Source organism: Sedimentibacter sp. MB31-C6, assembly GCF_035934735.1.
In the GTDB taxonomy this organism is placed as follows: Bacteria; Bacillota; Clostridia; order Tissierellales; family Sedimentibacteraceae; genus Sedimentibacter.
Window position 1 is genome coordinate 2,446,503 of the sequence record NZ_CP142396.1, and the last position, 13,514, is coordinate 2,460,016.

General features: G+C 31.1%; 10 protein-coding genes. 4 read left to right on the forward strand and 6 right to left on the reverse strand.

Annotated elements, in window-relative coordinates; all coding sequences use genetic code 11:
• Nucleotides 1-10 precede the first annotated feature (10 nt).
• The 5 genes from U8307_RS11545 to U8307_RS11565 are packed head-to-tail and all read right to left on the reverse strand — an operon-like array spanning nucleotide 11 to nucleotide 6,733.
• Nucleotides 11-2,356 (reverse strand): GH36-type glycosyl hydrolase domain-containing protein, encoded by a 2,346-nt coding sequence (locus tag U8307_RS11545; protein WP_326908036.1) that lies wholly within the window; start codon nucleotides 2,354-2,356, stop codon nucleotides 11-13.
• Between the two features lie 6 nt (nucleotides 2,357-2,362).
• Complete coding sequence (locus tag U8307_RS11550) at nucleotides 2,363-3,199, reverse strand: carbohydrate ABC transporter permease (protein WP_326908038.1); 837 nt, start codon at nucleotides 3,197-3,199, stop codon at nucleotides 2,363-2,365.
• The gene (locus tag U8307_RS11555; protein WP_326908040.1) at nucleotides 3,199-4,152 is read right to left on the reverse strand and encodes a carbohydrate ABC transporter permease; all 954 of its coding nucleotides are present in this window, start codon (nucleotides 4,150-4,152) and stop codon (nucleotides 3,199-3,201) included. Before U8307_RS11555 ends, U8307_RS11550 begins: the two co-directional genes overlap by 1 nt.
• A gap of 58 nt (nucleotides 4,153-4,210) precedes the next feature.
• Entirely contained in the window at nucleotides 4,211-5,668 is a 1,458-nt protein-coding gene (locus tag U8307_RS11560) for a carbohydrate ABC transporter substrate-binding protein (protein ID WP_442985523.1), read from the reverse strand.
• Between the two features lie 51 nt (nucleotides 5,669-5,719).
• Entirely contained in the window at nucleotides 5,720-6,733 is a 1,014-nt protein-coding gene (locus U8307_RS11565; RefSeq protein ID WP_326908042.1) for a LacI family DNA-binding transcriptional regulator, read from the reverse strand.
• 210 nt (nucleotides 6,734-6,943) lie between these two features.
• Here U8307_RS11565 and U8307_RS11570 point away from each other — a divergent pair, with 210 nt between their 5' ends.
• A complete protein-coding gene (locus U8307_RS11570; protein ID WP_326908044.1) occupies nucleotides 6,944-9,370 on the forward strand; it encodes a GH36-type glycosyl hydrolase domain-containing protein in 2,427 nt (808 codons plus the stop codon).
• Between the two features lie 33 nt (nucleotides 9,371-9,403).
• On the forward strand, nucleotides 9,404-10,300 hold the full coding sequence (locus U8307_RS11575; protein WP_326908046.1) for a BadF/BadG/BcrA/BcrD ATPase family protein: 897 nt from the start codon (nucleotides 9,404-9,406) through the stop codon (nucleotides 10,298-10,300).
• 62 nt (nucleotides 10,301-10,362) lie between these two features.
• On the opposite strand, the gene U8307_RS11580 is transcribed toward U8307_RS11575, so the two are convergent.
• Nucleotides 10,363-10,959 carry a zinc ribbon domain-containing protein gene (locus U8307_RS11580; protein ID WP_326908048.1) on the reverse strand — a complete coding sequence of 199 codons (597 nt, stop codon included), beginning with the start codon at nucleotides 10,957-10,959 and terminating at the stop codon, nucleotides 10,363-10,365.
• A gap of 172 nt (nucleotides 10,960-11,131) precedes the next feature.
• Between U8307_RS11580 and U8307_RS11585 the strand changes: the two genes are divergently transcribed.
• Nucleotides 11,132-12,778: a zinc ribbon domain-containing protein gene (locus U8307_RS11585; protein ID WP_326908050.1), complete on the forward strand. Its 1,647-nt coding sequence runs from the start codon at nucleotides 11,132-11,134 to the stop codon at nucleotides 12,776-12,778.
• Nucleotides 12,779-12,824: 46 nt separating this feature from the next.
• Nucleotides 12,825-13,505, forward strand: a complete 681-nt coding sequence (locus tag U8307_RS11590) for an ABC transporter ATP-binding protein (RefSeq protein ID WP_326908052.1) — start codon at nucleotides 12,825-12,827, stop codon at nucleotides 13,503-13,505.
• Nucleotides 13,506-13,514 lie beyond the last annotated feature (9 nt).

Consider the following 13,514-nt stretch of genomic DNA (forward strand, 5'->3'; position numbering starts at 1 on the left):
CCTCCTGAATTTACATAATAAATAGTATTTCATTAATTTCTTTTAACTGATTTGCTAAAATATAATTGGTTTTCAGTTTAATATTATTTAAATAAACTTCCTTGTATACGCATTCCTTGCCATTGTTTTCAATTTTAATAATAAGTTTTTTTCCTCTAAAGATTTTTTCGATTTTAACATTTTTCCAATGGCTGGGAATTGAAGGTTCTATCAGTAATCCATTAATATCAGGACGTAAGCCTAAGATTCCTTCTAAGCAGCCTACCATTACAGTAGAGGCTGTACCTGTTAGCCAGTGAACATGTGAGCGTCCCTCAAATGGACTTTCAACGCTTTCTGTAAATTGACCATATACATAAGGTTCCATTTCTCTTATTTCTGCTATATCATTTTGATAAGCTGGAGAGCTTTCTTTATAATATTCAAAAGCTCTATTTCCATGACCAGCCAACGCTTCAGCAAGTATTAGCCATCCTTGAGGCTGTAAAAATATGCTTCCATTTTCTTTTGTTGAAGGATTATATACAATTGACAATGCTCCTGGGAAACCATGTTTTTTGTATGGAGGAGTCATAAGTTTTGCACCAAAAGGAGTATTAAGATTCGTATAAACATTATCCAATATTATTTTTGTCTTGTTTTTGTCTGCTAAACCTGAGATTACAGCCCAACTTTGCGGGTTAAGCCACATACTTGCTTCCTTATTATTTTTGGAGCCTATCCTTAAATTGTTTTCGGTGATTCCCCTGATATATCTATCTTCTTCAAAACAAAGGTTATCAATTTTACTTGATAAATTTATCTTTTGCTCTGATAAATATTTGGCATAAATATAATCCCTTTTTATATTAGCAAATTCCTTTATTATATTTAATGCATAGAACAATTGCATAGATACAAAGGTGGATTCTCCGTTTTCTCCTAATCTTAGACAGTCATTCCAATCAGCATATAATCCAGCAGGAAGGCCATTTGTTCCTAATCTGTTCATGGAAAAATCAATTGCCTTTTTTAGATGGTTATAAACTGTGTCTTCTCCTTTGTTTGCATAAGGAACAATCTCATCTAAAAATTTCAAATCACCTGTTTCAGCAATGAATTTTCTAACAGTGGGAAATAGCCACAACGCATCATCAGCTCGGTAAGAGAAATTATCAGGAGTATCTTCATAACCGGGAGCATGATTGTATTTTACAAGTGGAAGACATCCACCGTTATCAACCTGAGCTGAAATCATAAATATAAGCTGCTTTTTTGCCATTTTAGGTGCGAGGTGAATGACTCCTTGAATATCTTGAACTGTATCTCTGTATCCAAATCCATTTCTGTGGCCACAATAAATGAATGATGCTGCTCTTGACCATGTAAAGGTAATGAGACATTGATATGCATTCCATATATTAATCATGTTGTTGAAATTTTCGTCAGGAGTTTCAACCTTGAATCTTTTTAGTATATTATGCCAATACTTTTTGATTTCTTTTAGGTCAATATCTTTCTGTAATGCAAAATTATTATATTTTGAAATAATTATATCAGCTTCATTTTCATTTTGCATTCCCAATATGAATAGAATTTCCTTTTCTTCCCCTGGATTGAGGTGTAATTGTGTATGTAGAGCGCCACAACTGTTTATATTGTAATTTAGTGTATTTTCACATTTCCCCTCAACTACAGACTTAGGATTTGAATATGAGCCGTAATTGCCAATAAAACTTCTTTTGTCACCAGTATAAGATACTACAGGTGAACCAACAAGACTAAAGGATTTAAACTGACAACCCTTTGAATTTTCATTTATTGATTGCACAATTTTATTTGTTTTAAAATATGTTTTTGAAATAAATTGAGAATATTGAAGATTTACACTATCCTGCTCATAATCACTGTCATTGGTAAACTCTGCATATCCAAATATTGAAATATTCTTTTCTTTAGTTGTAATATTTTTAATTCTGTGTTTCCAAATTTCATAGTTTTGATTTAAAGGAACAAAGTAAGTGGTTTCAGAGAGGATACCTTGATACTCAGATTCTATTGAAGTATAGCCTAATCCATGTCTGCAGCAACTTTTATATCCTTCGTTTTTTCCTACGGGTTGCCAACTTGCTGACCAATAATCACCTGTAGAATCTTCTCGCATATAAATATATCTTCCTGGTTTATCGTCGTTATTAAATCTATATCGTAGGATACGTCCTTTTGCTCCACTTTTTGCAAAACTATAGCCTCCGGCATTATTGGAGATAATTGCACCATATAGGGGAGAGCCTAGATAATTTACCCAAGGTTTTGGCGTATCTGGCCTTGTAATAACATATTCTTTGTTTTCTTTGTCAAAGTATCCGTATTTCATAAATTATCATTCCTTTACACTTCCAACAGCTACACCTCGAACAATGTACTTGGAAAGGATTATATATATTATGATTATTGGTATAATAGCTAGAAAAACCAACATATATACCTGACCCATATCAAATTTCAGATAGTCTGCACTTCTGAGTTGAGCAACAAGTATGGGTAGTGTTTTATTTTCTGCAGATCTTATTATCAGTGATGGGATAAAATAATTATTCCAAGCACTGACAAAGGTAAATATTGCTTGTACAGCAATGGCTGGCTTCATTATCGGTATTACAATCTGATTAAAAGTTCTGAATTCACTTGCACCATCCATTCTGGCCGCCTCTACAACAGCTTTTGGAAGATTGCTTTGCATATAAGATAACATAAAATAAAATACAATAGGGGAGGCAACAGAAGGTAAAAACAATGGTATTAGTGAATCCATAAGATTTAATTTTCCCATCCATCGTACAAATCCTAATGCATATACTTGAGGTGGTATCATCATTATCATCATAATAAAGGTAAAAGCAAGTTTTTTGTATTTAAAATCATAGGTATGAATACTAAAGGCTGTTAACACAGAAAAATATGTAGCTAACGCTGCAGTAGCAGCTGAAACTATTAAGCTGTTTATAATACCTTTAATAACGGGTAAATCCTTATTATTCAATACATTATTTAGATTTGCTTTAAAATTACCGCCTAATAAAAAAGAAAAACCCTTTTGTATTTGAGAATGCACCCTTGTTGAATTTACTATTAATAAATAAAATGAAAAGAGACACAGGATGGAAAGTAAAATCAATATAGTGTAGCATACAATTTTGTTTAATTTTTGAATTGACATTATTTTGCACCCCCTTTTGTTTTGATGCTTGTATTACTAAGATTAGAATCCTTTTCTGTAAGATTATTATAGATGATAACGCTTAATATGGCTGTTACTATAAACAAAATAACAGATAAAGCACCTGCCATACCATAATTTTTACTAAAAAGATGTTTATTCAAAAACATAATCATGGTCATTGATGTCCTGTTCGGTCCACCACTTCCGTTAGTCAAAATTTGAGGAACATCAAACATTTGAATGCCACCTATTAATGATGTAAGGAATACATAGACTAATATTGGTTTTATTGATGGAATAGTGACATGCCAGAAGGTTTGCCAAGCGTTGGCACCATCAATTTGAGCTGCTTCAAATATGGAAGAATCAATTCCCATTATACCAGCCATCAATAAAATCGTAGTATTACCAAACCACATAAGAAAATTCATTAATGCAATAAGGCCTCTAGTTCCTTTAATTTCTAACATAAAACTATAAGGCTCATAGCCAAGTGCAATTAATAGATTATTAATAGGTCCAATATCTGAAAATAATGCCCAAAATAACATTGCAAAAGCAGCAGCCATAATTAAATTTGGCATATATATAACAGTTTTAAAAAAACTTGTAAATTTCAATTTCAATCTCATATTTGTAAACCATATAGCTAAGGTCATAGATACTACAATCTGTGGAATGAATCCTATTATCCAAATAAAGAGAGTGTTAAAGGCGTATTTTGGCAAATCTGATTCGAAAAGAATTGATTTATAATTTTCTAGACCTATAAAACTTGGCCCGATTTGTTTGAGTCCACTCATATAATTTTCAAAAAAACTATAGTAAATGGTTGAAACGATAGGAACTAATGAGAAAACAATATATATGGTAAAAAAAGGTATTAAAAAAATATAACCCCATTTTGCATAACTTATTGATTTGTTATTTTTCTTTGTTAAGGTCTTCATATATATAACCTCCATATTATTAAAGGGGAGTGATAAACCACATCCCCTTTATTTAATACTACTCAGGTCTTTTTAATTCAGGATATTTTTCTATAACTGCAGTATAGAAGTTGTCAAGTGCAGTGTCATAATCAACAGTGTCATTGAAATAATCTCTGAAGGCAGTTTGAATTTCTTCGTTCATTCCTTGATCATAAGGTGAAATATTGCTCATATCTATACCTTTGGCAGATTCTGCAAATAGATTAATATGGTTTTGTCCGCCAAGAAATGCTGATGCAAAACTATCATCTGTTGCAAGTGCTTCCATTGCTTCAATATTATTTGTGAAATCCTGTGTATCTTTAGTAATAGTAGTTAATGTATCTTTATCACATGTCATTGTTTTCATTATTTCCTTAACTAAATCCAAATTATCTGATCCTGCTGCTGCACATAGCCAGCTACCGCCCCAGTAATAGTTTTGTGGACCATAACATACTGCATAATCACCAAATATACCGTTACCAGTTGTTGCTGCTTCAAATGCTGCTGGATCTCCTGTTGCAGAAACACCTTCAGGAAGAGGTGTGTCCAATGCATTACCTAGCAATGTAAAGTTTATTCCCCATGTAGAGTAGAAGAAACCAAAAACTTTTCCTGCAGGGCCTTGATCAGATGCCCATTGATCATCCCATAATGATGTTTTGTTATTATATCCTTTATCTGTGAATGATTTTGTTTGTTCAATCCAATTTAATATATTATCATCAATTATAATAGTATTATCGCTGTCTACCCATGGTGCGGACACGTTGTTTGAGAAGGTACGATAAGAATCATCGAAACCTGAAAGCATTTTATATCCTTTTGCAGAAGACATTTCAGCTATATTATAAAACTCATCCCATGTAGATAATGCTTCTTGAACTTCAGTAGGGTCATCAGTGCCCAATACATCCTTTGCAATGGATCTTCTGTATGCAAATAAACCAGGTGTTGCTTGCCAAGAGGTGGCTTTGATTGAACCGTTGCTGTCAGTTACAATCTCTTGAGTATATTTGTATTGTCCTGATATATCCTCAGATGTTAATCCTACATCATTTACAATATCAAGGGTATAATCAGTGTCAACATATTTTAAAGCATAATCTGCTTCAATTAAAAATAAATCAATTTTCTCATCATCTGATGCATTTTCTTGACTAAGCAAAGCTTCATCAAGTGCATTTTGGTAAGCGTTATCATCGTTAGGTACTATAGTGAATTTTACCTCAACACCTTCAGGAACTAATCCTTTTCCTTCAAAATATGTCTCAAATAAGCCTTGGAATTCATTGTTCCAACCCCAAATATTTAACACTTTTCCTGCTTCTGTTTCAACCTCAGGTTCAGCTTCAGGTTCTGATTCTGGCACTTCTTCAGTTGAATCCTCAGGTTCAGGTTCGGTTACAACTTCATTGCTTTCACAAGCAATAAGTGAAAGTGTCATAATAAGTACAAGAGTTAAAGCAATAATACTTTTAAATTTTTTCACAATTTCCTCCTTATTTTTTTATTGCTCACAATTTAAATATAAGCAAAATATTTAGAAATCGATTTTTTTAATCGATTTTCCAGTCAATAATTCTCCTTCAATCCAAATTTGCTTAGGAATGTATGTCTTTTTTTCTGTAATTGCCATGACTATATTATTTGCTGCTTCTTTTCCTAATGCTTCTGTATTTTGTTTGAAGGTGCAAAGTTTTGGCCTCAATACTTGCGAAAGATAAATTCCATCATATCCAGCAACGCTTATATCATCAGGTATTTTTAGACCTTGCTTTTCAATTTCATTCATGCCTCCTATAAATGAAAAGTCATCAGGATACATAATACAACTAGGAGGGTCTGAAAGTTGTAAGAGTTCCCTTGTTGCTAGCCCGCTTGATTTTGGATCATGATATCTTGCTTCTTTTATGTAATTGTTAGGAATTTCAAGTCCCATCTCCTTACAAGTTTTATAGAAACCGGAAAGACGTCTTTGGGTTACAGAGGTATTTTCGCCATGAATATAGGCGATTTTTCGGTGTCCATTATCATATATATATTTTACTAAATCTGTTACACCGCTAATATTATCTGACAGTATGGCAGTGCAATCATTAAAGATATGGTCAATAGTTACAGTAGGAATTTCGCTTTGGATAAGTTCTACTACTTCTGGATCATTAAAATCGACACAAGCGATAACAACACCATCACAGTTGCGGTATTTACAGTGATTATAATAACTCATATGCATTTTTCCAATGTTTCGGCTTATAAAAGTAATGTCATATCCCAAATGTTCTGCTTCATCTTTAACGCTGTTCAAAACAGCTGAAAAATATTCATGAGCAAGACCGCTTTGCATTTCATCGATAAACAATACTCCAATATTATTAGAGTGATTTGTTTTAAGTAGTCTAGCAGCAGCATTTGGAAAATAGCCCATTTCATTAGCTACTTTTCTAATGAAAGAAGATGTATTTTCGCCAATTTCTGATGAGCCGTTTAAAGCTTTACTTACTGTAGAAGTGGAATATCCACTTTTTTTTGAAATATCTTTAATGGTTACCAACTTTTCGCTCCTTATATCCAATAACTTTTTACGAAAACGATTACATTGTCTTTAACACATTATAAGACTAAAAATTGACTATGTCAATCATTGATTTTTCTAATATTATACAATTTTTAGTCAAAATATTAGAATTTCCATTGATTTTTATTAGAAAATGGATTAAAATAGTAAATAGTTACGAAAACGTTATAGTTCGGAGGCAAGAAAATGAAATATGGTTATTTTGATGACACTAAAAAGGAATACGTTATCACAACACCTATGACACCTCTTCCATGGATTAATTATTTAGGAAGCCAGAATTTTTTTGGTTTAATTTCTAATACTCTAGGAGGATACTGCTTTTATGGAGATGCAAGGCTGCAACGTTTGACGCGTTTTCGCTATAATAATGTCCCAGCTGATATTGGTGGGAGGTATTATTATATAAAAGAAGAAAATAAAGCAGCTTGGAATCCAGGCTTTCTTCCTTGCAGAACTCCTCTTGATAAATATGTCTGCCGTCATGGGCTTGGATATACGATTATTGAAAGCGAAAAAGAAGGTATTAAAAGTAAATTGACGTGCTTTGTTCCCTTAGGTGAAAATTGTGAAATACATAGTATGACGTTAACTAATAAGTCTTTATTACACAAAAAAGTTAAACTTCATAGCTTTGTAGAGTGGTGCTTATGGGATGCAGTAGATGATAGTCAAAACTTTCAGCGTAATTTAAATATTGGCGAAGTAGAAGTAGATGGTGAAGTGATTTATCATAAAAGTGAGTATAGGGAACGGAGAAATCATTATGCATATTTTGGAGTAAATAAGGAAGTGTCTGGATTTGACACTAGCAGAGATTATTTCCTAGGCAATTTAAGAGGATTTGATAATCCTATAGTGGTTGAAGAAGGTAACAGTAAAAATTCTATAGCACATGGTTGGCATCCTATCGGAAGCCATCAGATTAATATATTACTAGAACCTGGAGAAAGAAAGAATTTAATATTTGTTTTGGGCTATGCACAGAATGGTTGGGATAATAAATGGGAAGGTAAAAATATCATTAATAAAACTGAAGCTAAAAGGGTATTAGAAAAATTCAAAACAGAATATTCAATTAATAGTGAATTAGTTAAACTAAAAGGATATTGGGATAAGCTTCTTTCCAGATTTCAGATTGAAAGCTCTAATGAAAAAATTAATAGGATGGTAAATATATGGAATCAATATCAATGCATGGTCACATTTAATTTAAGCAGAAGTGCAAGTTATTTTGAAAGTGGCACTGGAAGAGGAATGGGTTTTAGAGACAGTTGCCAAGATATATTAGGTTTTGTTCACATGATACCAGAAAGAGCTCGTGAGAGAATTCTGGATATTGCTTCAATTCAATTTGAAGATGGAAGTACATATCATCAATATCAGCCACTTACCAAGTTGGGAAATAATAATATAGGCTCAGGATTTAATGATGATCCTCTATGGTTGATTGCTTGTACTGTTGCTTATATAAAAGAAACAGGGGACAGTGATATACTAAATGAAATGGTTCCCTTTGATAATAAATTAGGCAGTGAAAAATCATTGTTTGTTCATTTGAGAAGAAGTATTCAATACACAATTAAACATTTAGGACCTCATGGTCTTCCTCTAATAGGAAGGGCCGATTGGAATGACTGTCTTAATTTAAATACTTTCTCCATTGAACCGGGAGAAAGTTTCCAAACAACTTCAAACCATGAAAGTAATATTGCAGAAAGTGTTTTTATTGCAGGAATGTTTGTTAAGTATGGCAAAGAATACGCAGAGTTATGCAGGCTCTTTGGAGATTCAGAAGAAGCTTTAGAAATAATTGACTATGTTAAGTCTATGGAAGAGTCAATTTACAAGAGTGGTTGGGACGAAAATTGGTTTTTAAGAGCATATGATGCCTTTGGTGAAAAGGTAGGCAGTAAAGAGTGTAACGAGGGCAAAATATATATAGAGCCACAGGGAATGTGTGTAATGGCTGGAATAGGTATTGAAAATGGATATGCTGAAAAAGCTCTTAATTCAGTTCGAGATATTCTACTTAATGATTTCGGTGTTGAATTACTTTATCCCTGCTATACAAAATATCATAAGGAACTTGGCGAAATCACTAGTTATCCGCCAGGATATAAGGAAAATGGTTCGGTTTTCTGCCATAATAATCCTTGGATAAGTATAGCGGAAACAATACTTGGGAGAGGTAATAATGCATTTGATATCTATCGTCGAATATGTCCTTCATATACTGAAAATTTTAGCGAAATACACAAAACTGAACCTTATGTATACAGCCAAACTATCGGAGGACGGGGAGGATTTTCATTGGGTGAGGCAAAAAACAGCTGGCTTACAGGGACTGCTGCATGGTCTTTTGTAAACATTAGTCAGGCTATACTCGGCATATATCCTGATTATGATGGACTTATGATAAAACCTTGTCTTCCTGATGAAATTAAATCATATAAAATCCAAAGGTTATTCAGAGGTTGTATGTATATTATTGATGTGGAAAATGCATGTACGGGTAATACTGAAATAATAATAGATGGTAAGAGTATTAAAGGAAATTTAATTCCCACACAATACTACAAAAAAACATGCAATGTAATAGTAAGAATATAATTTGAATAGATAGAAAGAAGGTGTGAAATTCTTATGAAATATTTAATAGGAATTGATGCAGGTGGTACTAAAACTGAGATTATAGCATATGGATTGGATTATAATCCTATTTACAGAAAGATAGGAGGATTTGGTAATCCTGCAGTAAATTTAGATAAAACCTTAAAAACTATTGTAACATTAATAGATGACTGTACCAGTGAATTTGGTAGAAATAATTGTCAGCTCATCGTTATTGGTATGGCGGCTGTTGAAACAGGTAATTATGTAAAGAAAATTAAAAAGGAAGTTGAAAGTATTTTTACTATTGAAACAATAGTGTTAAACGATGCTGAATTAGCATGTAAAGCATATTTAGGGAGTAAAGATGGAATGCTTGTTATAGCAGGTACAGGATCATCTTGTTTTGTTCAGAAATCTGGGGAAGGTGAAATTGTAGGAGGATGGAGCCATATATTAGGCGATGAAGGTAGTGGATATTATACTGTAATAGAGGTTTTTAAGAACATAGTAAATAAGTATGACAGAAATATTTCTTATGATAGTTTAAGCAAAGCTATGCTTGAAAAAATAGGAGGATCTTCGCGCTCGGATATAATGAATTTTATATATAGTAATGAAAAAAACACAATAGCAGGAATGTTCCCAATAATTGTAGATTTTTCATTAAAAGGAGATTTATACGCAATCAATTTACTTGAGAATGCCGGAAAGTATCTTGCAGATTTGACTTGCGTTGCATACAGGAAGAAGGATTTTAGAGGAAAAGTAACCATTGGAATAAAAGGTGGGGTTTTTCAACATAGCACCTACATGGTTTCTGCATATATGAATGAAATTCAGAAACATTTATGTAATTTTGATATTATAAATGAAGATATTTCTGCAACAAAAGGTGTATGTGAAATTTATGATGAGTTTCAAAAATAATATCAGAATAAAATGAAGCTGTCTCTTATAGAATGTATTTCTATTTTGAGACAGCTTAAGTTTTATTTAAGTTTAGTTCCACATTCTGTACAAAAATCCATATCTTCAGAGACTTCAGTCTGACAATTAGGACATGTGGCTTTATCTTGCGTGTCTTGCTGCTCATCTTCAATTTGTGAGCATTGTATATTTTCTTTTAAACTAGAACCACATTCTGTGCAAAAATCCATTTCTTCAGATATTTCAGTTTGACAATTAGGACATTTCGGCGTATTTAATGTTTTAGATTTTTGTTCTTCTATATAACCTTTTACGTTAGTTCCACATTTGCTACAGAAAGAAGATTCGTTTGACAATTCTTCACCACAGTTGGGACATGGAATTATACCCTTTATTTCAATGATTTGTGCCTCATATGCTTCGATTTTTTCGTAAGAATCATCTACTTCATTACAAAAAGGCAATAGATTTTGTAGAGCAGTATCCTTATATTCATTATAATAAATTTTGCCAATTTGCAAATGAATTTCTTCTATTTTTTTTTGTTCTGAATTAATTAAAGAATTAAGTTTAGCAGTTTCTGTTAAATCTTTAGTTTTTTTAGCAACATCTTTACTTGTACTAGTTATAGTTTTACTTATTTTATCAAAAATAGCCATTTTACACCTTCCCTATAATGTTATAATGATTAGTTATTAATATAAATTTTATTATAATTGTTTAGTTTTGTCAATATATAGAATAAATAATATAAATTTATAGAATATTGACAATAATGGTGCTACATGCTAAAATTTAATGGATTTTACTAAGACAAAGGAGAGGATCATAATGAGTGGGGAAAAAAGTAAAAAAGAATTAAAATGTAGTAACTGCAATGCAGAAATAAAAGAGACCATAAAATTTTGCAGTAAGTGTGGTTCTAAAAACGAATTTTACAAAGAAAAAGAAATTGAAGAAAAAACTGAATCTGCAAAAAAGAAAGTTAAGATTCCGAAATTTGTTATTATAATTGCTATAATAGCATTTATCGGATTATTTTCTTTTAATGTACTTGCTAAAACAATATTTCCTGATAAGTATGCAAAAAGTGCAATTATAAATTCTTATCAAGCTATAAGTAATGACAGTAAAGAATACAATGAAATTCCTGGAATCGTTTCTTTATTATTAAATGGTGACAATGCATCAGAAAAGGAATTATCGTTAAATATTACTGATTTTTCAGATGATTATGTTAGCAGTATGTTATCGGGATATGGAGTTAAATTTAACTTACAAAATGACATGAAAGAAAATATTATGAATCTTAGCATGAATATTTCAGAAGATGAGTTTGATATTTTAAAGGTTGATTTTAATGCTTCGAAAGATGGTTATATTATTAATTTGCCTTCATTGCATGATAATCCAATTGGAGTTGATTCCAATGCTGAAATTAATTATGATGATGTGGATAGTTATTATTATTATATAAGAGTTGGTAGTATTTTACAATCTAAAATGTTAAAAGCATCAATAGAAAGTAAGTCAGTTATTGAAGATACATATAAGAAATTTTCAAAAGATGTTATAAACTTATTAAATTTTGAGAAATCAAAAAATTCTAATTCTTCAAATGATACTTTTACTGCTACTATAAAAGGTGATGATTTATATGATGCATTCAGTAATAGAGCTGTAGTACTTCTTGATGATGAAAATATAAAAAACTTAATAACTTATTCTATATATTTAGATGAAATGTATTATTTAACTTTTGAAGAAGCTGAAGAAAATGCACAACTGATAATTGATGAATATAAAGAAGTGTTAAATAATTCTGGAAATTCAGATAATTACGTTGAAATTAATGATATAGATGTTACTATATCTGTTAATGACGGAAAAAAAGTTGAAAAAATGCTTATAGAATCAACATTATCAAATCCATATGAAACTATTGGAATAAATTTAACGAGTCAATATGGTTATGAAAAGGATTATGTCAACTCAGATTATAATTTGAAATTATCCTCAAATAATGAGATTATCATGATTAGTTATGATATAAATAATTCAAATGATGGAAAAATAAATAAAAGGAATACCAATTTCAGAGTTGTTGAATCTCAGGATAGACAAATTACAGTTGGCTTAAATGAAGAATATGATAAATCCACAAAAGAATACATTGGAGCTATTAAATTTACACCATATTACGAAGATGAAGGATTTAACATTAAATTGCGAGGAAATTACAATGGCAAGGATACTCTAAATTTTGATAATTTAAGCTTTGGTTTTTATAACTATGATTTTTACGAAATTAATCTCGCAGGATATTTAAAAAGTAAAGATATAAAATCAGTTGACAAAGTCAAATATAATAATGTTGAATATCTAAATGAAATGAGCGACATGGATATAGAATATTTATTTGATGAATTTGAAACAAAGTTAGAATTTATATTTGGTAACCTTTATTATGGTTTTTAAGTAATAATTTATGATAAATTAATAGGATGATGGGTAGGATGATATTTTGTTAGAAGTTAAAAATATATGCAAGAAATATGGGAAAGTAGAAATATTAAGAGATGTAAATTTTACACTTACACCTAGCGAATGTATTTGTATAGTCGGTTCAAATGGCTCAGGAAAGTCTACACTTTTATCTATTATAGCAGGAGCAATTGACCCGGATAAAGGTAATATAATAAATACTGAACATAATCGGATAGGATATGTTCCTCAAGATAATATACTGTTTGAAGAACTTACTGTTATGGACAACTTGAAATTTTGGTATGCCGCATATGGGTTAGATAATAAATTGATTTTTACAGAAGATTCAATTGAAAGTATGTTAGATTTAAAAGGGTTCTCATGTAAGAAAGTTAACATATTGTCTGGAGGTATGAAAAAAAGAGTAAGCTTAGCAATATCATTATGCCATCATCCAAATTATTTGGTTTTAGATGAACCATGTAATAGTTTAGATATTATATATAGAAATGAAATAATAGATTATTTAAAGTTACTAAAATCAATCGGGATTGGTATTATAATAAGTACTCACAGCTCTACTGAAATAGAAGCTCTTTGTGATAAGCTGTTGGTTTTAAAAAGTGGTTGTGCTTCTCTTTATGAGGAGCCAAAACAACTATTTCAAAATAATACAGCAAACATTGAACATTTACTTGTAGAGTTAATAAAAAAATAAGGTAGGATG